Source organism: Pseudomarimonas salicorniae, from assembly GCF_023156535.1.
GTDB lineage: Bacteria > Pseudomonadota > Gammaproteobacteria > Xanthomonadales > Xanthomonadaceae > Pseudomarimonas > Pseudomarimonas salicorniae.
This window is the reverse complement of record NZ_JALNMH010000010.1, coordinates 83,305-106,379: the sequence shown is the minus strand read 5'-3', so window position 1 is coordinate 106,379 and position 23,075 is coordinate 83,305. Positions and strand designations below refer to the sequence as shown.

Below are 23,075 nucleotides of genomic sequence, written 5' to 3'. Positions count from 1 at the left end.
TCGCGCTTCTCTGTAGGAGCCAGCTTGCTGGCGATGGAGCGAACTAGGCAGCCATCCGCTGCGGCTGGAGGAAATTCTTCAGCAGTGCATGGCCGTGCTGGGTAAGGATGGACTCGGGGTGGAACTGCACGCCCTCGATCGGCAGGGAACGGTGGCGCAGGCCCATGATCTCTTCCATCGTACCGTCCGGATTCTCGGTCCAGGCGGTGACTTCAAGGCAGTCGGGGAGCGAGTCCTGCTCGACCACCAGCGAATGGTAGCGGGTCGCCTCGAAGGGGTCCGGCAGGCCGCCGAACACGCCGTTTCCGCGATGGCGGATCATCGAGGTCTTGCCATGCATGATCCGCTTGGCGCGGACCACCTTGCCACCGAAGGCCTGGCCGATGCTCTGGTGGCCAAGGCAGACGCCGAAGATCGGGATCCGTCCGCCCAGCTCGCTCAGCAGCAGCAGCGACACGCCCGCCTCGTTCGGCGTGCAGGGGCCGGGAGAGATCACAATCCGCTCCGGCCGCAGCGCTGCGATCCCGGCGACGTCCAGCTCGTCGTTGCGGATAACCTTTACCTCCTCACCCAGCTCCTGCAGGTACTGCACGAGGTTCCAGGTGAAGCTGTCGTAGTTGTCGATCATCAACAGCATGGCGGCGGGCAGGGCTTGGTGCGGCGCACCACGATACCCGCTGCCGGGTGACGGAGGAAGCCGCAAGGCGCGGGCGGGCCGCGCGGAGGCCGCGCCCGTCGGGCGGCCTGTGCGGCGAGGCGCATTCTCGCGCGGCGGGGCGTGGAGACAAGCCGCCATTCGGCTGCTAGCGTGCCGACCTCCCACGGAGGCCCCTGAATGTACAGACCGATCGCCCTCGCCCTAGGCCTGCTGGTGCTGGCCGGCACCGCCGAGGCCGCGCCGCCCACGCAGCCCGACGAGGGCATCGCCGACCGCACGCCGATCTCGCGGGTGCTCTACAACGCGCGCATCGTCGTGGCCCCGGGCGAGGTCATCGAACGTGGACGGATCGTGATCCGCGACGGTGTGATCGAGCGGGTCGAGGCCGGCGGCGGCGCGGTCGAGGGCCTGCATGGCGAGGACCTAGGCGGGCGCAGCGTGTTCTACGGGCTGATCGAGCCGCTGGCCTCGGTCGGCGTGCCGAAGTCGCTGCGCGCCGAGTCCGGCGAGCCGGAGGAGGAGCAGCCCGAGGCCGGGCCGCGGCACTGGAACGCGCGGGTGCGACCCGAGCGTGAGCTGGCCGGCCTGCTGCAGGTTGATCCGGAGGAGGCCCGGGCGCTGCGGGAGCAGGGCTTTGCCCTGGCCCATGCGGTACCGGCGCGTGGCATCTGGCGCGGCCGCGGCGCCCTGCTGCACCTGGGTGACACCGATACGCTGGCCGAGCGCGTGCTGCTGACGCAGACCGCCCAGCAGGCCGCGTTCGAGACCGGGGACCCGTTCGGCGGCGAGTATCCGGGCTCGAAGATGGGCGCGATTGCGCTTGTCCGGCAGAGCCTGCTGGACGCCCGATGGTTTGCGGACGTCTCGGAATCCGGGGCCCCGCCCGAGGCCAATCTTTCATGGCCGGCGCTGGGCGAGGTGCTCGCCGGGCGCAGCGCGGTGTGGTGGCGCGCCGGGGACGAGCTGGACGGCGGCCGGGTCGCCATGCTGAGCCGCGAGTTCGGCCTGCGCTCGGTGCTGGTCGGCAGCGGCAGTGAATACCGCGTCCTGCCAACCCTGAAGGCGGCCGGCCTGCCGGTGATCGCGCCGCTGCGCTTTCCGGAGGCACCGGAGGCGGGAAGCGCCAGCGCCCTGCTCGCCGTCAGCCTCGCCACCCTGCAGCACTGGGAGCAGGCCCCGGCCAACCCGGGGCGGATCGCCGCGGCCGGCCTGCCGCTGGCCTTGACCGCGGCCGGACTGGACTCGCCCGCCGACTTCTGGCCGGCACTGCGCCGGGCGGTGCGCGCCGGACTGTCCGAGACCCAGGCCCTGGCCGCGCTGACCACGGTGCCCGCCGAACTGCTCGGCCAGTCGCAGCGGCTCGGCCGCATCGCCCCGGGCCACTCGGCGCATCTGCTGGTCGCCGACGAATCTCTGTTCCGCGAGGACGACGCGCAGCGCTACCAGCTCTACATCGGCGGACGACTGCACCTACTGCGGCCGCTGGCCGATGCGCCGCCGCTGGGCCGCTGGCAGCTCAGCGGCACGGGGCAGGCTGCGGCGGAGTTCGAGGTCAGCGGCGCTGATGAGATCACGGTCGAGCTCGATGGACAGACGCTCAAGGCCGACTGGCAGCCACCGCAGCTGCGCTTTGTCGCGCCGGCCGGCTGGCTGGGCAGCAAGGTGCCCCAGCCGCTCAGCCTGCGCCTCGAGAGGGGGATGCTCCGCGGGCTGCGCAGCGGCCCCGGCGGCCAGGCGCTGCCGGTCGAGGCGCAGCGCATCGGCGAGGTGGCCGAGACCGAAACCGAGACAGAGGAAGAAACGCCGGCCATCGCCGTCTGGCAGGCCTATCCGGCCGGGGCCTTCGGTCTGGCCGAGCCGCCTGCCCGGCCGCGCCACCTGCTCATCCGCGGCGCCACGGTGTGGACCCAGGGGCCGGACGGCGTGCTGGAGAACGCCGACGTTCTGGTCAGCGAGGGCCGCATCGCCCGCGTCGGCAGCGGCCTTGCGGCACCCGCCGGTGCCGAGGAGATCGACGCGCATGGCCTGCACCTGACGCCGGGCCTGGTCGACGCCCACTCGCACAGCGCCATCGCCCACAACCTCAACGAGCCCTCGCATGCGGTGACCACCGAGGTGCGCGTCGGCGACGTGCTCGACCCGAGCGACATCTCGATCTACCGCCAGCTGGCCTCGGGGGTGACCACGGTGCTGGCCCTGCACGGCTCGGCCAATCCCATGGGCGGACAGAGCGCGACCCTGAAGTGGCGCTGGGGCAGCGACGCCGAGGGGCTGAGGTTCGCCGGCGCGCCGGGCGGGGTGAAGTTCGCCCTCGGCGAGAACGTCAAACAGTCGAACTGGGGCGAGCGCTTCACCACGCGTTACCCGCAGACCCGGATGGGCGTGGCCACCCTCATGCGCGACCGGCTCAACGCAGCGCGCGCTTATGCCGCTGAACAGGCCGCTTACGCGAAGCGCCCGCGCGGGCCGGCACCGCGCCGCGACCTGCGGCTGGAGGCGCTGGCAGAGGTGCTGGACGGCAGCCGTCTGGTGCACATCCACTCCTACCGCCAGGACGAGATCCTGATGTTCGCCAGGCTTTCGCAGGAGTACAGCTTCCGCGTCGGCAGCTTCACCCACATCCTCGAGGGCTACAAGGTCGCCGATGTGCTGGCCGAGATCGGCGCCGGGGCCTCGACCTTCTCCGACTGGTGGGCCTACAAGATGGAGGTCTACGACGGCATCCCCTACAACGCGGCCATCCTGCACCGGCAGGGCGTGCTCACCTCGCTGAACTCGGATTCCGACGAGATGGCACGACGGCTCAACACCGAAGCAGCCAAGGCGGTGAAGTACGGCGGCGTCGCGCCGGCCGAAGCGCTGTCCATGGTGACCCTCAACCCGGCGCGACAGATGGGGGTCGGTGAGCGGATCGGCTCCATCGAGCCGGGCAAGGACGCCGATCTGGTGCTCTGGAACGCCCCGCCCCTGTCGAGCTTCGCCCGCGTCGAACAGACCTGGATCGAGGGTCGCCGCTACTTCAGCCGCAGCGAGGACGCCGCCCTGCGCCAGCGCGACGAGGCCGAGCGGCAGCGCCTGCTCGGAAAGCTGCTCTCGGCCGACCGGCCGGAGAAGAAGTCCAAGGACTCGGCGCCGAAGGCCGCCGACGAGCCCTGGCTGCACCTGCAGCATCCGGCCCATCGGGGCCTCTATCACGACGGCAGCGACATCGCCGGCTGCCGCGTCGCTGACCACCTGCACTGATACCGGGAAGCCGCCCATGAACCTCCATCGACTCCTCGGCCTCACCCTGCTCGCCGCCACCCCTGCCCTGGCGCAGAACGTGGTCACCGCACCGGCGCCCGACCAGACCCGTCCGCTGGTGCTGGTCAACGCCGAGATCCACCCGGTGTCCTCGGCGCCGATCCGCCACGGGCGCCTGCGCTTCGAGGACGGGCGCATCACCGCCGTCGGCGGCGATGAGGTCGATACCACGGGCGCTGAACTTGTCGACCTCGCGGGACGCCGCGTCTACCCCGGGCTGATCGCCGCCAACTCGGTCATGGGCCTGGTCGAGGTGGAATCGGTACGCGCCACGGTCGACGAGACCGAGGTTGCCGCCATCGCTCCCGAGGTCCGCGCCGAGATCGCGGTGAACCCGGACAGCGAAATCATCCCCGTCACCCGGGCGAACGGCGTGCTCAGCGCGCTCAGCCGCCCGCAGCCCGGCGACCACAGCCTTCTGCTCGGCCAGTCGGCCCTGCTCTCGATGGATGGCTGGACCTGGGAGACGATGACGCTGAAGGCGCCGGTCGCCATGCACCTGGTCTGGCCCACGCCGTTGCCGCCGGAAGGGCTGCTGCCGGAAGCGCTGGAGACCTGGAAGAAAACGCTGGAGGAAAAGCGCGCGACGCTGCGCGAGGCGCTTCGCGACGCACGCACCTACGCAGCGGCGGACCATGCCGGTGCGCCCGACCTGCGCTGGGAGGCGATGCGCCCGGTACTGCGCGGCGAGCTGCCGCTGTTCGTCCACGCCGATGATGCCGCCTCGATCGAGGACGCCCTGGCCTTCGCCCGCAAGGAGTCGCTGCGGATCGTGATCGTCGGCGGGCTGGAGGCCTGGCGGCTGGCCGCCCTGCTCAGGCAGGACGACGTGCCGGTGATCGTCGGCGGCACCCAGGTCCTGCCGCTGCGCCGGCACGACCCGGTGGACGCGGTCTATGCCAACCCGGCCCGGCTGCACGAAGCCGGTGTGCGCTTTGCCATCGCCAGCCCGGGCGACAGCTTTTCCACCAGCAACGAGCGCAACCTGCCCTACCAGGCAGCCAGCGCGGTGGCCCACGGGCTGCCGGCCGACGAGGGATTGAAGTCGGTCACCCTCTACGCCGCGCAGATCCTCGGCGTGGCCGACCGGCTCGGCTCACTGGAAGTCGGCAAGGACGCCACCCTGATCGTGACCGACGGCGATCCCCTCGAGGTCACCACACGGGTCGAGCGCGCCTTCATCGGCGGCCGAGAGATCGACCTCGACAATCGTCACCAGCGGCTCTACGAGAAGTACCAGCGCAAGTACGCCGAGCGCTGAGCCGGACCCGGCCGCCGCGGGAGATCCGCGGCGCGCCCTTGGCGCGCAGCTTGCTGCCCTACCCGGCAGGGCGCTACAGGAGCCGCGTCCCCAGTGGAACCTCGCCGTCGGGCACGCACAGGCGCACCGCGCCGTCGGCGTCGTGGAAGCCGGTGACCAGGCACTCCGAGCGCAGCGGGCCGATCTGCTTGGCCGGGAAGTTCACCACCGCCACCACCAGCCGACCCACCAGCGCATCGGGGGTGTAATGGGTGGTGATCTGGGCGCTGGACTTGCGCCGGCCGATGGCCTCGCCAAAGTCGACGATCAGCACATAGGCCGGCTTGCGCGCCTCCGGGAACGGTCGCGCCTCGACGATGCGACCGACCCGCAGCTCGACGCGCAGGAAGTCATCAAAACCGATCAGGCCGGGGACGGCGTCGGGCTGCCCGCTCATGGCGCCCGCCCTGCCCCGCCGGTCGTCAGCGCGTCCCAGGCGCGGCGCCAGCGCCGGATGGCCTCGGCGCGCGTGTCCGGGCGCTGCAGTGGGCGGCCCTGAAGCTCGCGCAGCAGCTGGCGCAGCTGTTGCTCGGCAGGGGCTTCGGTGCCGCCCTCGAGCTTGGCCGCCAGACGCTGCATCTGCGCCTCCCGGCGCAGGGTTGCGCTCTCTGCCGGGGAGTCGGCGCTCGCATACAGCTCGGCGCCCACCACCAGCCGTTCCACCTCCTGCCCGTCCAGCGCATCGAGAGAGTCGCCTTCCAGGCGGGCGCACAGGGCGCTGCGGTCCTCGCCGGCAAGCGGCAGGGCCTCGAGCTGCGCCTGCAGGCCTTCGCGCTCCGCGCCGCTGCTGGCGGCGTCTCGGGCGTCGAGCAGGGCGCCGGCCTCGCACAGGGCCTCGATGGTGACCGCCTCGCGCTGCCGCTCGGCGGCCGCCATGGCCGCCTCCAGCTGGGCCTGGAGCCGATCGAAGCGGGCCTGCATCGGGTGCTGGGCCGCCCGGCGCGGCATCGGGCGGCCGCCCCGTGCGGGACGTGCGGGCGCCTCCGCCTCCAGCGGCAGCGCGCGCCAGCGGGCCTGCAGCTGCTCGAGGTGGGCCGGCGCATGCAGCAGTCGCTCCGGCTCGGCGTCGACCAGCGCCGCCAGCTCGTCGAGGATGGCCTGGGCTGCCTGGCGCTGGGCGGCCTGCTGGGCCTCGCGCTCGGCGCTGCGCTCGCGCTCGCCTGCGAACAGCGGATCGACCAGCTCGCGCAGCTCGCTCCAGAGCGCGTTTTCCTGCTCCCGGGTGCCGCGCGGCAGGCGCTTCCACTCCGACTGCGCCGACTTGGCCAGACCGATCCGCGCGGCGGGCTCCGCCGCACCGAGATCGCGGCGCAGGCGGGCCAGCAGGCGACGCTTGTCGAGCACGGCGGCTTCGCGGGCCGTGGCCTGCGCGGCGTCGATGGCCTGCAGGCGCTCGCGCAGGCGACGGCCGTACTCGCCACGCTGGGCGGGCGGCACGCTGTCGAGATCGCGCAGCGCCCCGGCGATGTCCTGGCGCAGGGCGCGCAGGGCCTCGCCCTCGGGCAGCGCCTCGCTGCGCGCGAGCAGCTCGTCGACGCTTTCGGCGCGCTCGCGGCGCAGCGACTCGCGCTTGGCGAAGTAGGCCCGGGCCGGGGCGATGGCGCGCCCACAGAGCGCGCGGAAACGCCGGGTAAGGCCGTGTTCGGGACCGGGCGCGGCATCGCCGTCGATGGTGTCCAGACGCGCCCACTCCTCCTGCAGTTCGCGCAGCCGGGTCGCCAGCGCGTCGGGATGCAGGCCGCTGCCGGCCAGCTCCGCGGCTTCGTCGCAGAGTCGCTGGCGCGCCTTGCTCCCGGACCAGCGCTGCCAGCGCTCCAGTTCGGCGAGGCGGGCGTCCAGCCCGGTCAGCTCGCGGTGCTGCGCCGGCGTGGTGGCCAGCGGGGCGCAGCGCTCCCGGGCTTCGCGGGCAGGGCCCGGATGGCCGGCATCCAGCGCGGCCTCGAAAGCCCGCGATGCCTCCTTCCAGGCCTCGGCCTGCTCGGCACGCTGGACCGCGGCCTCGCGCTGGCGGATGTCGCGGCGACGGGCATGGATCTGCTCGAGCACGGCGCGCACCTCGCCCGCCGGCGGCGTCGGCGAGAGCGCGGCGAGTTCGGCCTCCAGCCGATCGAGCACGGCCAGCGCGTCGCCCTGTTCGGCGGGCGGCAGGCGCTCGGCCAGTGCACGCAGCTGGGCGGCGGGATCGGGTGCCGTGTTCGCCGTGGTCGCCGGGGACTCGGGCTCGTCGGCGTTGTCCGGTTGCGGCGGCGCAGTCCGGACGAGGTCGCCCCGGGCGCCGGCCAGCGCGGCCTCGGCCATCGCCGCGGCACCGTCGATCCGCCGCTGCAGGTCGGCATCGACCCGCGGACGCAGCGCGGCCCAGTCGGCGAGCAGGGCCTGCTGGCGGGCGTCACGGTCATCGGGAAGCTGGCGGGACAGCTGGCCGAACTGTTCGCCCAGCTCCAGGGCGCGGCGGCGCAGCGCGGCGGGATCGCCGGCGGCAACGCCCAGCGCCTCGAACTTCTCGCGCGCGGCCCGGGCCAGGCGCTTGTCGCGCTTGCGCACCGATTCGGCGATCCGCGCCAGCGCATCGGGGTCGTCGATGCGCTCCAGGGCCCAGCGCCGCAGGGCCGGATCCGGGTCGACCTGGCAGCGCTCCAGCCACAGCCCCGGCTTGTCGATGCGCTCAAGCGCGGCACGGCGGATGCCCGCTGTCGCGGCCGAACCAGCCAGGGTCTGCAGCAGCGGATCATCGAGCAGCTGGCCGACCAGGGCCTCGGCACCCTCGGCGGGCTGCTTGCCGCCGAGCAGCTCATTGAGGCGGCTTCGGGCCGCGGCGGCCACGTCCGGCTCACGCTCGCCACGCAACCGGCGCTCGAGCAGGCTGAGGTCATCGACCCGGGCCAGCGCTGCAATGCGCACGGCCGGTGCCGGATCGGCCTGGGCCAGTTCGGGGAGCTTCGCGGTCAGGGCCGGCTCGTCGGAGCGGGCGACGGCGCGGGCGCGCCGCTCGGGGTTGGCGTGTTCCCACTCGGGTTTGCGCAGCAGGCCGAACAGCTTCATGCGGGTGGATCCTGGGATGCCTGGAACGGGCGCGCCGACCCATCGGTCGGCGCGGGGTTGGAATCGTGTCGGCGCTGCGCGCGCGCCCGGCGCCGCTGGGCGGCGCGCTCGAGGATGGCCCTCCGGGCGATCGCATCGGCGGCATGCCAGGCGAGGATCTCATCCACATGCCGGCCGCACCCGAGGCAGACGTCGGCCTCGTCGAGGCAGCACTGGCGCACGCAGGGCGACGGCGGTGAGTCGAGGCAGCACTGGCGCACGCAGGGCGACGGCGGTGAATCGACGGGTTCAGTCACCGGAAAGCAGCCCCAGCAGCTCCTCGGCACTGACCGGCGCGGCCCCGGTGGTCTCGCCGATCACCTGGTCGACCAGTTCGCGCTTGCTGCCGTGCAGGTCGATGATCTGCTCCTCGATGCTGCCGGCCAGGACCAGCTTGTAGACCGTCACCGGGCGGGTCTGGCCGATCCGGTGGGCGCGGTCCGAGGCCTGCTGCTCGACAGCCGGGTTCCACCACGGATCGAGGTGGATCACATAGTCGGCCGCGGTCAGGTTGAGGCCGACACCGCCTGCCTTCAGGCTGAGCAGGAAGACCTCGCCGATGCCGTCCTGGAAGGCTGCCACCGCGGCGTCGCGCGACTTCTGCGGCGTGCTGCCGTCGAGGTACTGGTAGCTGATGCCCTCCTGCTCGAGGCGCTTGCGGACGATCGCCAGATAGTCGGTGAACTGGCTGAAGACCAGGGTCCGGTGACGATTGTCGACCAGCTCCTGGAGCAGCTCGATGAGCTGCTCGAGCTTGCTGCTGGCAAGGCCAAGCTCGGGGGCGACGAGCTGCGGGTGGCAGGCGGCGCGGCGCAGCCGGGTCAGTTCGGCGAGGATGTGCATGCGGCGCTGCTCGATGGGTCCGCCTTCGCCGCGCAGGCGCTCCATGGCCTGCCGCCGCAGCGCCGCCAGCAGACGCGCCTCGTCGGCGCTGGGGTCGACCTGCAGCACGATCTCGGTGCGCGGCGGCAGCTCGCTGAGCACCTCGGCCTTGGTCCGGCGCAGCAGGAAGGGCGCGATCAGGCGCCGCAGCACCTCGCGCTGCGGCGCGCGCGGGTCGCGCTCCAGCGGGGCGAGGAAACGCCGGCGGAACTGGTCCTCGCTGCCGAGCAGGCCGGGGTTGAGCACCCGGAACAGGCTCCACAGCTCGCCGAGGTGGTTCTCCAGGGGCGTGCCGGTGCAGGCCAGGCGGAACTGCGCGTTCAGGGCGCGCACGGCCTGGGCGCGCTGGGTCGAAGGATTCTTGATCGCCTGCGCCTCGTCCAGCACCAGGGTGGCGAAGGCCGGCGCGGCAAAGGCCTCGGCGTTGCTCGCCAGCAGCCCGTAGCTGACCAGCAGCAGGTCGCCGGGTCCGATGTCGCGCAGGGTCTCCTCGCGATCACCCTCGCCGTAGACGCGCACCGACAGGCGCGGGGCAAAGCGCTGCGATTCGCGCCGCCAGTTGCCGATCACGCTGGTCGGCGCGACGACCAGCGCCGGGCCCTCCGCCGAGCGCGCCAGCAGCACGGCCAGGGCCTGGACGGTCTTGCCAAGGCCCATGTCATCGGCCAGGCAGGCACCGAAGCCGGCAGCGGCCAGGCGCATCAGAAAACGGTAACCGTCGATCTGGTAGTCGCGCAGTTCGGCCTCCAGACCGGCCGGCAGCGCCGGCTGCAGCGACTCGGCCGCGCGCATGCGCTCGACCTGCTCGACAAAGGCGGCGCTGCGCTCGCTGTCCTCGTCCAGCGCCGCCTCCAGCGCGAACGCGGCCACGCCGCCGACCTGCACCTGACCGCGATCGTCGGCGAAGCTGTTCAGCACCTGCAGGCGACGGCGCAGCTCGTTGCCAAGCGCGACCACCCGCTCGTCGTCGAGGCGCAGGTAGCGACCCTGCGCGGAGGGCAGGGCCCGAAGCAGCTCGGACAGGGCGACCACGCTGCCGTCATCCAGCTTGAGCCCGCCCTTGGCGCTGAACCAGTCGCGCTGCGCCTCGACCTGCAGCTGTAGCGCGCCCTCGCCCTGCGCCCGGGACACCCGCATCGGCTTGCCTTCGCGCCACTCCAGCTGCAGGGCCTCGCCGAGGCTCTGCAGCGCCTCGAGCAGCTCCAGCGCCGCTTCCGGATCCTCGACCTGCAGACCGCCATCATCATCCAGGGCCTGCAGGGCCTCGCAGTCGCGCTGCAGGCGCTCCACTGCCTCCCGCTCGGCGGCCAGATCACGGCGCGCGCGGCGGACCTGCCCCGCGCCATGGGTCAGTACCGCGACCGGGCCGCGACCGGGGGTGAACACGCCGCCCCGGCTGCCCAGCGGACGCACGACGATGCGCAAGGCGAGCCCGCCCCGCCAGGGTTCGAGCTGGGCGACCAGCTGTTCCTCGGCCACCACATCGTGAACGCCGAGCTGGCTGAGATCGGCGTTCAGGCTGAGCTTGCGGGCCAGGCCCGGGAGCAGCGCACGCAGCGTATCGGCCGCCTCTTCCGGCAGTTCGACACCTTCACCGATGATCTCACCGATGCGCAGCAGGCCGGGGTCGGGACGGAACAGGTGCAGCCCGGCCTCGTCCAGTCTCGCCACCGCTTCGCCGTCGAGCGCCTCGCGCGGCGAGAGCTTGAGTCCGATGCTGCCGTCGCTGCGGCGCTCGGTCAGCAAGGCGATCTCGCCCTCGGATACGGCCAGCGGCGTGTCGCGATCGCGCAGGAACACGCGCGGGTGGCCGACCAGGGCGCCGATGATCCGCGAGCCGACCGGCAGACCGTGGCGCAGGCTCTGATTGGGCTCGCCGAGCATGGCCTGGAGCAGGCGCCGGTCGGCGCCGTCGCCCGGCGGGATGCGCTCCAGCGCCGCGCGTACAGCGGCAGCGGTGGTGATGGCCCGGCCACTGGTGAAGCCGCCGCCCTTGGCGCGCTGCTCAAGCACCTCGATGGCCAGGTGGTCGGTGACGCCGCGCGGCGGACGTACCTGTACGCGAAGCTGGGAATGGCCGCTGCTGCCGGTGCTGCTGCGTTCGGCGCCGTCCAGCGAGAGCGCCTCGGCGAGGGCGTCGAGCTTGATCTGCCACTCGCTGGCCGGCTCCAGCCAGTCGCGCACCGGTGGCTCCAGCGCCTCGCCCGGATACTCATCGGGGCGCAGCAGGCTGGCGCACTGCATCGCCAGCCAGCGCCAGCCGACCTCGGCGGCCTGCGTTTCGACCAGCTGCAGCCGCTCGCGCAGCTCGCTCGGGCAAAGGGTGCCCGACCAGTGCAGCAGCAGGGCCAGCCACCAGACATCGTCTGGCCGGCCGGCCTCGACCGCCCCCGGGTAGTCGAAGCGCTCGCCTCCCTGGCGCGCGGCCATGAAGGCCTGCCAATGACCGACGCCGACCCCGCCCTGGAGCTCGCCGGGCGGCTCGCGCAGCCGCGCCAGCTGCTCCCGGCGCTTGACCACCGTGGGTTGCTGTCCAAGCGTCAGGCAGGCCAGCAGCAGCTTGCCGATCAGGCCCGGGGGCAGGGATCGCTTGCCGTGCTCGCTGCGGTAGCTGCGCAGGGCCGCATCGAAATCGCCGGCGGCCTGCTCGGGCGACTCGCCCGCACGCAGCCGGGCGAGCACGGCATCACACTGGGCCAGTCCGATCAGACCTTCCTGTGCCGGCAGCGCAGGCAGCGGCTCGCCGCGCAGGGCGGACAGGTCGGCCAGGGGCGGCAGCAGCCCGCCCGCTGCTTCAGGGTGTTCCGCGAGCAGTCCGCGGGCGCGGTCGACCAGGGCCTGGTGACCCGCCTCGGGCCGGCGAAGCTGGCGCCAGAGCAGGGATTCCAGCACCGGGATCTGGAAGCGTTGGTCGAGCCCGTCGATCACCTCGCCGTCGGCGGCCCCCAGATGGGCGTGGACCCGGGCCAGCGCTTCGCCGATCGGGTCGTTATGGGCGCTGCGGTAGGCGCCCAGCAGCAGGGCATCCGGAGACAGGCCGGCGAGAATGCCGGCGATCCGCAGGCGCAGGCGGACGCCGCTCCGGTACTCGGGCTCGAGGCGCTCCAGGGCGCCGGCCTGCGACCCCTTGAGGGACTCGGCAATCTGCGCCGCCCGGCCGCTGCGCAACAGGCTGAGCTGGGCGGCGCGCTGCAGGGGCAGGCCACCCTGTGAGCGCAGGTCGGCGGCGCGGGCATCGATCAGGAACTCGTGCAGGCGGAGCAGCAGCTTCACCAGGTCGCCTACGCCATGCTCCCGCCACGCAGGATCAAGGCCGGTCAGCCGCAGCAGGGCGGCCAGCGAGTCGATACGGATCGGCAGCTCGGCCAGGGCGACCAGCTCGATCACCGTGCGGTCGCTCTCGCCCAGCGCGGCGAAGCGCTCCAGCAGCAGCTCGGTGTGCGCGTGGCGGATCTGCTGACGCGGATCGAGCGGTTCGTGCGGCGGAAAAATCGACATTCAGGCGATTCGGCGGGCCAACACCCGAGTCTAGCAGCGGCCGCGCAAAACGCGCAGCCACGCCGCCGCCATTTTCCCTTGCCTCAGGCGGTGGCGATCAACGCCAGATAGAACTTCACCGTGCGCTCGAGTCCGGCGTAGAGCGCTTCGCCGAACAACGCATGGCCGATCGAGACCTCCTGCACCGCCGGCACGGCGCGGAGAAAGTCGCCGAGGTTGTCCTGCGAAAGATCGTGGCCGGCATTGACGCCAAGGCCCAGCGCCCTGGCGGAGCGGGCGGTGGCGGCACAGCGCGCCAGCGCATCGCCGGCACGACCCGCGGCGTGGGCCTCGGCGAACGGGCCGGTGTAGATCTCGATGCGTTGGGCGCCGATCTCGCGAACCCGCGACAGGCCCTTGCTGCCGGCATCGACGAACAGGCTGACCCGGGCACCGAGGGCGCGGAACTCGGCAACGAGGGGCGCCAGCCGCTCGGCATCACGTTCGAGGTCGAAGCCGTGGTCGGAGGTGATCTGGCCGTCGCCATCGGGGACCAGGGTCACCTGCTCCGGGCGCGCCTCGCGGGCGAGCTCGAGCAGGCCGGGATAGCCGGGACGGGCCGCCGCGAAGGGGTTGCCTTCGATATTCAGCTCGCCGCGTCCCGCACACAGCGGGCGCAGGGCGACCACGTCCTCGGCGGTGATGTGGCGTCGGTCCGGCCGCGGGTGCACGGTGATGCCTTGGGCGCCCACGCGGAGACAGGCATCGGCGGCGCGCAGCGGGTCCGGCAGCGCCCCGCCGCGCGAATTGCGCAGGACGGCGACCTTGTTGACGTTGACGCTGAGGGCGGTGGCGGCCATGGGATCCTTCCCGTCACGGATGACAAGCGTACGGTAGCGGCGGCCCGCGGGCGGGGAAAGGGCGCGCGATGACTGCCGTGCGAATGCGAAATGCGGGCGCGAAGCAGACCTTGCGCAGAACCCGGATGTAGGAGCCAGCTTGCTGGCGATGGGCCCCCGGACGGGACGATCGCCAGCAAGCTGGCTCCTACGTGCAACGGCGCTGCCAGGTCCGGTTTGCGCCGCAAAGCAGGCCTTGCCGCGGTCAAATTGTGGGAGTGCCCTTGGGCGCGACCGCAGCGCTACGGATTCACCACAGACCGCGGCCGGAGCGGATCTCCGCGGTCGCGCCCAAGGGCACTCCCACATTCGGGTCTCGTTGGGCATCGGCGAAGCCCCATAGGCTGCGCCTTGGCGCACCGATACGGGCGTTCGGACGGTACGCCCGGTGCGGCCAGCCGCACCCTATGAATGTCTGCTCTGCGCCCGCAACGGACCATCGCCGCGCCCCGGCATGCGTGGCGGCCGGGCCGTCCCGCTAGCCACACGGTTCCGGCGACTCCTTCCAGATCACCGGCTCCCAGTAGCGCCCCTCGCGCATCGGGTTCCGCCGATCCGGGTAGAAGCGGACGGCAAGCCGGTAGGTGATGCCCGGCTTCGCATCGATCTCGAGTGTCTTGTAGCGATCGGCGCGGCGGCCGTCGCGCTCGCGGTTCTGCGTGGTGGTGAACCGGTTCGGCTCGATCGCCTCGGCCACCTTCAGCACGTGACGGCCCGGCGTGATCCGCCAGCTCGGCGCGCCGGTGGGTCCGGGCAGGTCCCCGTCCACCGCGATCAGCACCGCGGGGAAGAGCTGCTGGGCGCGCGGGGCCGAGTCGAAGGTGCTGATCCGGGCGCAGCTGTCGGCCAGGGCCGGCGCGGCGGCGGCGAACGAGGCGACGAAGAGGGCGAGGATGCAGGATGATCTGGTCATGGTGGGTCTCCAGCTGGGTTCCGACGAGGACCGGTGGACGGTCACTCGCCGAAGGAATGGGGTCGCGCCCCGGGCGCGGCCGTCTATCGGCAGGGTTCCTCGGTTTCCTTCCAGATCACCGGCTCCCAGTACTTCTGGTCGCGGATGGGATTGCGCCGATCTGGAAAGAAACGCACGCCGAGGTGGTACTTGGTGTTCGGTTTGACGTCGATCTCGAGGTACTTGAAGCGCTCGTTGCGCATCAGCCGCTGGCGCTGGCGGTTCTGCTGGCCAAGGAATCGATCGCCGCGGATCATCTCGGTCACCTTGAGCACGTGGCGGCCGGCGGGCAGGCGGAACACTTCGCTGTCCAGGGAGCCATACAGGCGACCGTCGATCTCATGGAGCAGGGCCGGGAAAAGATCCTCGCTGATCGGCGGTGTAAGGAAGGTGCTGACCCGCCCGCAGCCTTCGACGGCGGCCGGGGCGTCGATCTGCAGCCGATAGCCGGGAATGTCGATGCGATCCAGGTGGCCGGAGACCTGCCGGGTCCTGCCATCGCGGAGCACTTCGAAGCGCAGCATGCCGTGCCCACCGGCGACCGCCTCGCGCAGCAACGCCCCCGGATCCGCCACGCTGTCGAATCGCGTATCGCCCAATGACAGCAGCCGGTCACCTTCCATCAGTCCCATGCGGTCCGCGGCGCGGCGCGGCGTGACCGCCATCACCCGGGGCAGCCCACCGTCCTCGGGCTGGCTGTCGATCACCGCGCCCAGCTCGTAGCGCACCCGCGCCGGCTGTTCGATGGTCAGCGGCCGGTCTTCCGCGCCCCGCGCGTGGTGGATGGCGATGACCGCCTCGTCGACCAGTTCGGGCGCGCTGACCGGCGCCTGGGCGAAGGCCGCCGGCGCGAACAGCGCCAGCAGCAGCGCCAGGGGCCGACGCGGCGGCCGGGCGGGCAAGCTGCGTTCAGAGCGAAAGGATGCGTTCATCATCGGACTCCTCGTCGGTGTCGCGGCCTGCCTGAGGGCGGACCAGCTGTTCCCGCGCCTTCCACAGCGCAGTGATGTGTTCGGGATCCGCGCCGCGGTCGTAGGCGGCCTGCAGGCGACGGTCGAGCACGGCGAGCTGCCAGTCCCGGCCAGCCGCTGCCGGGCCGTCGGGCAGCGGCTCCTCGGTCGCGGAGACCGGGATCGGCTCTGACTCCGGCGCCGGCCGGCCGAGGTCGACGTACAGCGGACCGATCAGCACAACCAGCCCGGCGGCCACCGCAAGCGATGCCGCCACCCGCCGTTGCCAGCGCCGTCGGCGCCGCGTGGCGAGAATGCGCCCGAACAGGGCCGCCGGCGGATCCGCGTCCGGCAGGGCAGACAGCCGCTCGACCAGCCAGCCCTGCGCTTCGTCGCGGTCCTCTTGTTCAGTCCAGTTCATCCTGCGTCCTCCTGCTGCGCACGCAGCCGCTCGAGGCTGCGCGCCAGCACCGACTTCGACCAGCTCTCGCTCTGCCGGAAGCGCTCGGCGATCTCCGGGTGCGACCAGCCCTCCATCTCGTGCAGCCAGACCACCGCCCTGGCGCGCGGGGCAAGCCTGGCCAGGAGGCCCTGGGCGTCGAGCAGCGGGGACGGGTCCTCGCGCACCTCGCGCAGCGCGTCCACCGGCTCGGCGTCGCCAGCCCAGCGCCGCTCGGCGCGCAGCCGGTCGATGGCGGCATTGAGCACCAGGCGCTTGATCCAGGCGCCGAACGGGGCATCACCGCGATAGCCGTCCATCCGCTCGAACGCTCGAAGGAAGGCATCGTGGACGACGTCCTCGGCCACCGCGGGCCGGCCGAGCACGCGCAGCGCCAGGCCGAAAGCCGGCCGCGAATAGCTGCGGTAGACGACTTCGAAGGCCGAGGCGTCGCCGCGCTGGGCGCGGGCGAGCACGCTGGCGTCGAGGGCAAGGGCAAATCCACTGGCAGTTTCCCGTTGGGCGACATCCATGCTGATCAGGACGGCTGGTGGAGGCGATCCGTCGCAGTCTGCGCCCTGCGTCTCGAAAAACCGATCGGACGATAGGCGCGGGACCCCGCTTGCGCGACACTGTGCACATGGTGAAAGCCGCGCTCCCGCTGCTGCTGTGCAGTTTCCTGGCCGCCGCGGCAGCTCCGGACCTGTCGCTGCAGGGGCAGCCGCTGCAGCAGCGCTTCGGGGCCGAGGACCACGACGCCAACCCCTCCAGCCATGACGTGCTCTCGCTGCCCGATGGCAGTCTGCTGGTGGCCAACGGCGCCGGCGTCCTGCATTACGACGGCAGCCACTGGGACCTGATCGAACTCCCCGGCTTCTCGCCGGCCCGTGCGCTTGCCCTGGACCGCGACGGACGGATCCACGTCGGCGGCGTCGACCAGTTCGGCCGGCTGGACATCGACGCCACGGGCGCCTTTCGCTACGTCGACCTGCGCGGCGAGTTCGGCGTCGACGGCGAGCAGGCCACCTTCGGCATCATCTGGGACGTGCTTGCGACGCCGCGCGGACTGTTCTTCCGCAGCAACGAAGCGCTGTTTTTCCTCGGCTACGCGGGCGAGCGCGAGCGCTGGCCGCTGGGTCTGGACTACCGGCGGGTGTTTGCTATCGGTGACACCCTCTACACGCGCCTCCACGGGCACGGCTTCGGCCGCATCGACGCCGGCGGATTCCGGCTGGCGCCGGGCGGCGAAGCATTTGCCGAGCGACCGCTGTCCGAGATCTTCGCCCGCCCCGATGACCTGGTGCTGGTCAGCCGGGAGGGCATCTACCTGTCCCATTCCAAGGGCCTCTCGCGGCTCAGCGGGCCGGCCGACCCGGTGCTGGCGGCCCGCGACCCGGCGCCAGGACTGCGGCTGGCCGACGGCGGCTATCTGATCGGAACCGACGGCGGCGAGGTGATCCATCTCGACGCCGGGTTCGGCGTGGTCGGCATCCACGCCCTCGGCCCCTATTCCATCCTCCGGCTCGACCATGACCGGGAAGGCGGCGTCTGGGTGTCGACCGAGGGCGATCTCGTCCGCCTTCGCCTGCCCTCCCCGTGGAGCACGTTCAGCCCGCGCGAAGGTCTCTCGGGGTCGGTGCTCGACACCGCATTCCACAACGGCTCGCTCTGGGTCGGCACCTCGGTCGGCGTCTTCCGCAGCGCGCGTCGCAACGGGCAGATCGCCTTCCGGCCGGCCATCGACACCAGCCTCGAAGCAGGCACCCTGCTCGCCGCCGCAGGCGGCCTGCTGGTGGGCGACCGTGACGGGGTGCTCTGGCACTCCGACCGGGACGGGTCGACGCTTCGCGTGCTGGAGCAGGACTCAACCTTCCTGCTGCAGGCGTCGGAGCGGTTTCCGGGGCGCGTCTACGCCCTGGGCAATGACGAGATCGCCGTGCTGGCGCAGCAGGGCGTCCACTGGAAGACACTGGCCCGCTGGCCGCTCGAGGGCATCAGCCTGACCGAGATCTTCGAGGCCGACGCCGGCCGCCTGTGGGTCGACGACCTGCGCGGGGCCCCGCAGCGCTGGACGCTGGACGAGAGTGGCCTGCGCATCGAGGCTCGCGAGTTGTTCGGGCCGGAGCAGGGCCTGCACTGGGATCCGGCGATGGGCAGCATCCTCTACCGCCTCGACGGGGGGCTCTACGCGGTCTGCGGGCAGCGCGTCTACCGGTTCGTCGGCGAACGATTCGAGCCCTACGAGGGCCCGCCGTTCTCGCTCTTCGAGCGCCCCTTCAGCATGGGGCTGACCGAGACCGAGCATGGCGATTTCGCCTATGCGGAGCGGCAGCTCTTCCGGCGCCTTCCGGGCACCGGGGACTGGCAGCTCGCGCCGCTGGGCTCGGGGCTTGCGCGCGGCTTCTTCGGCATGAAGACCGACGCCGACGGCAAGCTGCGGATCAAGACCTGGGGCGGATTGCTGCAGTTCGATCCAGAGGTGGACGAGTCGCCGCTGATGCCCCTGTCGGTGCAGCTCGCCGGCTGGGAGCTGCGTCGCGCCGACGGCAGAAGCCACCGCCTGCCGCTTCGTGGCGCACCCGACCTGGCGCTGGCCGACGGGGATGCACTGCTGTTCGACTTCCGGATGCCGACGATGGAACCCGGGGTGGAGTTCCGCCAGCGCATCGACGGGCTGGACGGCAGCTGGAGCGAATGGAGCCCCGCCCGACGACCGGCCCTCACCCTGCGCGCACCCGGCCCGGGCGAGTACCTGCTGCGCGTTGAGGGGCGCACGCGGAATGGTCGCCTGGGCGAGCCGCTGGCCTTTGCCTTTGCGGTGCGTCCGGCCTGGTGGCAGACGCCCTGGGCGCGAATCGGCCTGGGCTGCGCCGTCCTGCTCCTGCTGCTGCTTGGCGCTCAGCTGCTGGCGCGTCTGCGCTACCGGCAGTTCCGGGCGGCGAACCGCCGGCTGGAGGCGAAGATCGCCGAGCGCACCCTCGAGCTGAAGCAGGCCAACGCCAAGCTCGCCGAGCTGGCCACCGAGGACAGCCTGACCGGAGTCGCGAATCGCCGCGCGCTGGAGCAGGCCATGGCCCGCGAGTGGGAGCGCTGCGCCGAGCTGCGCCAGCCGCTGTCCCTGGTGATGATCGACGTCGACCACTTCAAGCAGTTCAACGACCAGCATGGCCACCTGGAGGGTGACCAGCAGCTGGTACGGGTCGCGGAGAAGCTCGATGAAATGGTGCGCCCGGTGCGCGAGCTGCTGGCCCGCTTCGGCGGCGAGGAGTTTGCCGTGGTCCTGCCCGGCACCCACCTCGAGGAGGCCATACAGCGCGCCGAGGCGATGCGCGCGAGCTTCGACCATCCCGGATTCCCGACCACGGTCAGCGTGGGCGTGGCCAGCGAGGTGCCGGCCGCCGGGCGCACCCCGACGGATCTGCTGCGCGACGCCGACACCGCGCTCTACGCCGCCAAGCGCCAGGGTCGCAATCGCGTGGTCGCGACCTCCCGCTGATGCCGGGTTCCCGGCGCGAATCGCGGGCCCCGGGGCTGCCAGAGAAGCGCTGCCCGGTCTGCCAGCGCATGTTCAGCTGGCGTCGCAAGTGGGCGAAGGACTGGGATCAGGTGGTCTATTGCAGCGATGCCTGCCGGCGCGGCACGCCGCGCGGCGCGGCCGCTCAGCCCGGCATCACGCGGAAGAAGTGACGCCAGCGCGGCTGGAAGCCCCAGACCGCCAGGACGCAGGTGTGCTGGTCCGAGGGCGCGACGCGCAGGAAATGCCAGTCCGAGAGCGACCCCGCGTGGCCGGGGGCGGACCGCGCGCAGGGCGCCTCCGGCCCGACTTCGAAGCGCCATTGCGGCAGCCAGCCGAAGATGCCGGTTCCGGTGGCCTTGCAGGCGGCCTCCTTGGCGGTCCACAGGCGCAGGAAGGCGCTTCGCGCGGCCTCCCCGTCCAGCCCGGCAATCGCCTCGGCCTCTTCCGCTGAGAACCAGCGCGAAGCCAGCCGGGCCACCGGCGGGTCCCGATCGAGACGCTCGAGGTCGATACCGATCCGGCCGCGGCCGGCCACCGCCAGCACGGTGCCGCCGCGGGTATCGCTCAGATTGAAATCGGGCGGCGAAGGATTGCGCAGAAAGGGCCGTCCCTTGGGTTCGCGGTCGAGTGCCAGCGGCTCGCCATCGAGGTAGACGGCCAGCACGCTATGCAGCAGGTGCCGCGCGCGGGCCCGGGTAGGCAACTCCGCTGCAATCACCGGATCGATCCACCACAGATCGGTCTCTTCGTCCCGGGGGCGCTGCAGGGCCGGGGGCGGCCAGGCAAGTTCGGTCGGCGGCGGCAGGCTCATGGCGGCCAGTGTGCCTGATCCCGGCGCCGCCTCGCCAAGCCGGGCCTGATCGTCGATCATCCGTCCTCCCCTGGCCAGGAGCCCCCGCCGATGATCGCCGGACCCGGCCTGCTCTGGCTGGCCCTGCCCTGCCTGGGCGCACTGGCCCTCGGCCTGCTCTACGCCCTGCTCAGGGCCCCCGGTCGCCCCGGAGGCGCCGCCCCTCTCCGCCGCGGCCTGATGCTGATCGCCGTCAGCTCGGCCTGGGCCGTGTTCGGGGCCGTCCTGCACCTGCTGCTGGGACCCTGGGCGCTGCTTGCGGCCGTGCTGCTTCCGGCCGCCCTGCTGCCGCTGGCCGCGGCAGCCCCCGCCGGAGCGGTCGAGGCGGTCGAGGCGATCGCGGACGCCCCCGACCAGGCCACGGTTCAACGCGAAGGCCCCCGACCGCCGGCCATCGAGCCCAGGATCGAACCGCTTGATGCGCCCGCCCTGCTCCACACCCTGGTCGCCGAGTTCGCCGACACCGCCGAGCGAGCCGGCCTGCGACTGGCCCTGCGCTGTCCGCCCTGCTGGATCCGATCCGATCGCGTACTGCTTCAGCGCGTGCTGGAGAACCTGCTGGCCACGGCCCTGGCCCAGACCGGCTACGGAGGGGTGCTGCTGGGCCTACGCCGACGCGGCAGCCACGCGCTGCTGCAGGTCTGGGATACCGGCCCGGGACGGCCGGGCGAGGCCGAGCCGGTGCCGGCCGAGCGCTGGCGCCTTGACGACGGTTCGGGCGCCACCCGCGGCGACGCCCTGCGCCTGATGATCAGCGCCAGCAGCGCGCGCCTCCTCGGCCACCCGCTGCGCCGCCGTTCGCGGCTAGGCCGTGGCAGCCTGCACGAGATCGAGGTGCCGCTCTGCGACCCGCCCGGGAGTCCGGCCACGCCGGACGCCGGGGCCGCGCCTGCCGGTCGGCTTCGAGTGCTTTACGTGGGCGCCGGGCAGGCCGGATCTGACGACTGCCAGGCCCTGCTGCAGGCGTGGGGGCACGCAGTGGACGCGGCCGCAGACGCGGAGGCGGCCTTGCTGTCCGTTCGGGAGAATCGGCCGGACCTGCTGCTGATCGAGCTAGGGCAGGAAGACGGCTTGGACGGCTTCGCGCTGACCAGCATTCTCGGGCGCGAGGCCGGCGGCCAGCTGCCCGCGGCCCTGCTGGCCAGGGACCCGTCCGCGGCGATGCGCGCGCGGGCCGGGGAGCAGGGCCTGCCCCTGCTCGAACGGCCACTTTCCGCCACCGCCCTGCAGGCCCTGCTGACGGCCGTGGCGGCGCACGTCCGCCGCCCCGCCCCGCCCTGACCGACCCGACCGCGCGGCAAGGCACGCCGCTCAGGCCCGCTCCACCCGCGCGGCAAAGCAGCCGGGTCGCGCGTAATGCGCGTGCAGGTAGGCGACATCCGGCCGGGCCAGCAGGCGGGCGGCGGAGTCCAGGGCGGCGTCTGCGGTGACCAGGTCGGCGTCGAGCATGCGGTGTCCGCGGCTGAACGCGCGCAGGGAGAGCGGTCGCAGGGCCAACGCCGGGGGCAGCGTGTCCACATAGCAGGCCGCTTCACCATCGGCCTCGCCGACGAAGATCGCATGGCTCGCACGATAGGGCGTATCGGCGGGCTGGTGGACGTAGTGCATCAGCAACGCGGTCTGGCCCGGCTGCAGGTCGCGCAGGCTGATCCGGTCCGGCGTGCCGGGCGATGCGGTGACCCGGTGGCGTTCGATGCCGAGCCGGGCCAGGGCGGCATCCTTGAGGCCGAACAGGTGGCGAAAGGGTTTCGGGTCGATACCGAGAAAGCGCAGGGACATGGTGCAGGGGTTCCGTTCGGGGTCATACCAGCCTGTGCGCCGTGCCCACCGCCGTCACTCCGCTTCTTGCGCGCAAGGATCGGAGTGTGTGCTCCCTGCCCGGCTGCGACACTGTGCCCGTCGCCCCACCCCCGCCCACAGCCATGCCCGTCGAACGTGCCACCGACAGCGCCCTCTGTCGCCTCGCCCGCCAGATCATCGAGCGTCCCGGCGAGAGCTGGCCCCTTTCCGAGCTGGCCGCCCGCCACGGACTGTCGGCCGCCGCCTTCCAGCGACGCTTCGTCGCCCTGTTCGGGGTTTCACCGAGGCAGCTGCGCGATGCGGCGCGCATGGGGCAGCTCAAACAGGCCCTGCGCGCCGGGCGCGGCGTCACCGAGGCCATCCATGAGGCGGGCTTCGGCTCGACCAGCCGGGTCTACGAACCCGCGCAACGTGATCTCGGCATGACCCTGTCCGCCTATCGCAAGGGCGCCGCCGGCGAGGAGATCAGCTGGGCGGCGCGCAGGACAGGGCTCGGCTGGCTGCTGATGGCGGCCACGGCGCGCGGCGTCTGCTTCGCCCAGTTCGGATCAGGGCGCCATGCCCTGCTCGCGGATCTGCAGCGGGAGTTCCCCCGCGCCCGGCTGACGGCGTCCAGCGCGGGGGATGCCCTGGACGCCTGGATCGAGGCGCTCGAGCGGCATCTCGCCGGGCGCGCCCCGCGGCCACAGCTACCGCTCGACCTGCGCGGCACCGCCTTCCAGATCCAGGTCTGGGAGTTTCTCGTCGGCCTGCATGAGGGTGAAACGAGGAGTTACGGCGAACTCGCCGCGGCGCTCGGTCGGCCGCGGGCAGCCCGCGCCGCGGCCGCGGCCTGCGCCGCCAACCGGGTCGCGGTACTGGTGCCCTGCCACCGCGTGCTGCGCGGCGACGGGAGTCTGGGCGGCTACCGCTGGGGCGAGGCGCGCAAGCGCGCCCTGCTGCGTGGCGAGGGCGTCGGCGCCTGAGA

The 23,075-nt window shown here is 72.4% G+C and carries 18 protein-coding genes; 6 read left to right on the top strand and 12 right to left on the bottom strand.

What is annotated here, in order from left to right; translation table 11 throughout:
• Positions 1 to 43: 43 nt before the first annotated feature.
• The gene (locus M0G41_RS12660; protein ID WP_248209943.1) at positions 44 to 637 is read right to left on the bottom strand and encodes an anthranilate synthase component II; all 594 of its coding nucleotides are present in this window, start codon (positions 635 to 637) and stop codon (positions 44 to 46) included.
• Between the two features lie 198 nt (positions 638 to 835).
• Between M0G41_RS12660 and M0G41_RS12655 the strand changes: the two genes are divergently transcribed.
• Positions 836 to 3,901, top strand: a complete 3,066-nt coding sequence (locus M0G41_RS12655) for an amidohydrolase family protein (RefSeq protein WP_248209942.1) — start codon at positions 836 to 838, stop codon at positions 3,899 to 3,901.
• A 16-nt stretch (positions 3,902 to 3,917) separates the two neighbouring features.
• The gene (locus M0G41_RS12650; protein ID WP_248209939.1) at positions 3,918 to 5,222 is read left to right on the top strand and encodes an amidohydrolase family protein; all 1,305 of its coding nucleotides are present in this window, start codon (positions 3,918 to 3,920) and stop codon (positions 5,220 to 5,222) included.
• A gap of 73 nt (positions 5,223 to 5,295) precedes the next feature.
• On the opposite strand, the gene M0G41_RS12645 is transcribed toward M0G41_RS12650, so the two are convergent.
• The 9 genes from M0G41_RS12645 to M0G41_RS12605 all read right to left on the bottom strand — a co-directional run bounded on the left by M0G41_RS12645 (position 5,296) and on the right by M0G41_RS12605 (position 16,474).
• Positions 5,296 to 5,658, bottom strand: coding sequence for a tRNA-binding protein (locus M0G41_RS12645; protein ID WP_248209937.1), 363 nt, complete (start codon positions 5,656 to 5,658; stop codon positions 5,296 to 5,298).
• Positions 5,655 to 8,303: a DUF349 domain-containing protein gene (locus M0G41_RS12640; protein ID WP_248209936.1), complete on the bottom strand. Its 2,649-nt coding sequence runs from the start codon at positions 8,301 to 8,303 to the stop codon at positions 5,655 to 5,657. Before M0G41_RS12640 ends, M0G41_RS12645 begins: the two co-directional genes overlap by 4 nt.
• Complete coding sequence (locus M0G41_RS18905) at positions 8,300 to 8,524, bottom strand: DUF1289 domain-containing protein (protein ID WP_248210185.1); 225 nt, start codon at positions 8,522 to 8,524, stop codon at positions 8,300 to 8,302. The genes M0G41_RS12640 and M0G41_RS18905 overlap by 4 nt, the downstream gene beginning before the upstream one ends.
• Positions 8,525 to 8,591: 67 nt before the next feature.
• Entirely contained in the window at positions 8,592 to 12,722 is a 4,131-nt protein-coding gene (locus M0G41_RS12630) for a DEAD/DEAH box helicase (protein WP_248209935.1), read from the bottom strand.
• A gap of 83 nt (positions 12,723 to 12,805) precedes the next feature.
• Positions 12,806 to 13,561, bottom strand: a complete 756-nt coding sequence (locus M0G41_RS12625; protein ID WP_248209932.1) for a pyridoxine 5'-phosphate synthase — start codon at positions 13,559 to 13,561, stop codon at positions 12,806 to 12,808.
• Between the two features lie 517 nt (positions 13,562 to 14,078).
• Positions 14,079 to 14,513 (bottom strand): hypothetical protein, encoded by a 435-nt coding sequence (locus M0G41_RS12620; protein ID WP_248209928.1) that lies wholly within the window; start codon positions 14,511 to 14,513, stop codon positions 14,079 to 14,081.
• Between the two features lie 83 nt (positions 14,514 to 14,596).
• A complete protein-coding gene (locus M0G41_RS12615; RefSeq protein ID WP_248209926.1) occupies positions 14,597 to 15,484 on the bottom strand; it encodes a M61 metallopeptidase family protein in 888 nt (295 codons plus the stop codon).
• On the bottom strand, positions 15,462 to 15,923 hold the full coding sequence (locus tag M0G41_RS12610; protein WP_248209920.1) for a hypothetical protein: 462 nt from the start codon (positions 15,921 to 15,923) through the stop codon (positions 15,462 to 15,464). The genes M0G41_RS12615 and M0G41_RS12610 overlap by 23 nt, the downstream gene beginning before the upstream one ends.
• Positions 15,920 to 16,474 carry an RNA polymerase sigma factor gene (locus M0G41_RS12605; RefSeq protein WP_248209918.1) on the bottom strand — a complete coding sequence of 185 codons (555 nt, stop codon included), beginning with the start codon at positions 16,472 to 16,474 and terminating at the stop codon, positions 15,920 to 15,922. Before M0G41_RS12605 ends, M0G41_RS12610 begins: the two co-directional genes overlap by 4 nt.
• A 110-nt stretch (positions 16,475 to 16,584) precedes the next feature.
• On the opposite strand from M0G41_RS12605, the gene M0G41_RS18855 reads away from it, so the two are divergent.
• Positions 16,585 to 19,437 (top strand): ligand-binding sensor domain-containing diguanylate cyclase, encoded by a 2,853-nt coding sequence (locus M0G41_RS18855; protein ID WP_248209916.1) that lies wholly within the window; start codon positions 16,585 to 16,587, stop codon positions 19,435 to 19,437.
• A complete protein-coding gene (locus tag M0G41_RS12595) occupies positions 19,437 to 19,628 on the top strand; it encodes a DUF2256 domain-containing protein (RefSeq protein ID WP_248209914.1) in 192 nt (63 codons plus the stop codon). Before M0G41_RS18855 ends, M0G41_RS12595 begins: the two co-directional genes overlap by 1 nt.
• Here the strand turns inward: M0G41_RS12595 and M0G41_RS12590 are convergent.
• Positions 19,601 to 20,329: a 4'-phosphopantetheinyl transferase family protein gene (locus M0G41_RS12590; protein WP_248209913.1), complete on the bottom strand. Its 729-nt coding sequence runs from the start codon at positions 20,327 to 20,329 to the stop codon at positions 19,601 to 19,603. The genes M0G41_RS12595 and M0G41_RS12590 overlap by 28 nt on opposite strands.
• A 30-nt stretch (positions 20,330 to 20,359) precedes the next feature.
• On the opposite strand from M0G41_RS12590, the gene M0G41_RS12585 reads away from it, so the two are divergent.
• On the top strand, positions 20,360 to 21,589 hold the full coding sequence (locus M0G41_RS12585; protein ID WP_248209904.1) for an ATP-binding response regulator: 1,230 nt from the start codon (positions 20,360 to 20,362) through the stop codon (positions 21,587 to 21,589).
• 30 nt (positions 21,590 to 21,619) lie between these two features.
• Here M0G41_RS12585 and M0G41_RS12580 read toward each other — a convergent pair whose 3' ends face one another.
• Complete coding sequence (locus M0G41_RS12580) at positions 21,620 to 22,087, bottom strand: DUF1203 domain-containing protein (RefSeq protein ID WP_248209902.1); 468 nt, start codon at positions 22,085 to 22,087, stop codon at positions 21,620 to 21,622.
• 143 nt (positions 22,088 to 22,230) lie between these two features.
• Here M0G41_RS12580 and M0G41_RS12575 point away from each other — a divergent pair, with 143 nt between their 5' ends.
• On the top strand, positions 22,231 to 23,073 hold the full coding sequence (locus tag M0G41_RS12575) for a bifunctional transcriptional activator/DNA repair enzyme AdaA (protein WP_248209899.1): 843 nt from the start codon (positions 22,231 to 22,233) through the stop codon (positions 23,071 to 23,073).
• Positions 23,074 to 23,075 lie beyond the last annotated feature (2 nt).

Bases quoted from the DNA above. Each gene is read 5' to 3' on its own strand.
- M0G41_RS12660 (WP_248209943.1), bottom strand. From the start codon at position 637: ATGCTGTTGATGATCGACAACTACGACAGCTTCACCTGGAACCTCGTG.
- M0G41_RS12655 (WP_248209942.1), top strand. From the start codon at position 836: ATGTACAGACCGATCGCCCTCGCCCTAGGCCTGCTGGTGCTGGCCGGC.
- M0G41_RS12650 (WP_248209939.1), top strand. From the start codon at position 3,918: ATGAACCTCCATCGACTCCTCGGCCTCACCCTGCTCGCCGCCACCCCT.
- M0G41_RS12645 (WP_248209937.1), bottom strand. From the start codon at position 5,658: ATGAGCGGGCAGCCCGACGCCGTCCCCGGCCTGATCGGTTTTGATGAC.
- M0G41_RS12640 (WP_248209936.1), bottom strand. From the start codon at position 8,303: ATGAAGCTGTTCGGCCTGCTGCGCAAACCCGAGTGGGAACACGCCAAC.
- M0G41_RS12630 (WP_248209935.1), bottom strand. From the start codon at position 12,722: ATGTCGATTTTTCCGCCGCACGAACCGCTCGATCCGCGTCAGCAGATC.
- M0G41_RS12625 (WP_248209932.1), bottom strand. From the start codon at position 13,561: ATGGCCGCCACCGCCCTCAGCGTCAACGTCAACAAGGTCGCCGTCCTG.
- M0G41_RS12620 (WP_248209928.1), bottom strand. From the start codon at position 14,513: ATGACCAGATCATCCTGCATCCTCGCCCTCTTCGTCGCCTCGTTCGCC.
- M0G41_RS12615 (WP_248209926.1), bottom strand. From the start codon at position 15,484: ATGAACGCATCCTTTCGCTCTGAACGCAGCTTGCCCGCCCGGCCGCCG.
- M0G41_RS12610 (WP_248209920.1), bottom strand. From the start codon at position 15,923: ATGAACTGGACTGAACAAGAGGACCGCGACGAAGCGCAGGGCTGGCTG.
- M0G41_RS12605 (WP_248209918.1), bottom strand. From the start codon at position 16,474: ATGGATGTCGCCCAACGGGAAACTGCCAGTGGATTTGCCCTTGCCCTC.
- M0G41_RS12595 (WP_248209914.1), top strand. From the start codon at position 19,437: ATGCCGGGTTCCCGGCGCGAATCGCGGGCCCCGGGGCTGCCAGAGAAG.
- M0G41_RS12590 (WP_248209913.1), bottom strand. From the start codon at position 20,329: ATGATCGACGATCAGGCCCGGCTTGGCGAGGCGGCGCCGGGATCAGGC.
- M0G41_RS12585 (WP_248209904.1), top strand. From the start codon at position 20,360: ATGATCGCCGGACCCGGCCTGCTCTGGCTGGCCCTGCCCTGCCTGGGC.
- M0G41_RS12580 (WP_248209902.1), bottom strand. From the start codon at position 22,087: ATGTCCCTGCGCTTTCTCGGTATCGACCCGAAACCCTTTCGCCACCTG.
- M0G41_RS12575 (WP_248209899.1), top strand. From the start codon at position 22,231: ATGCCCGTCGAACGTGCCACCGACAGCGCCCTCTGTCGCCTCGCCCGC.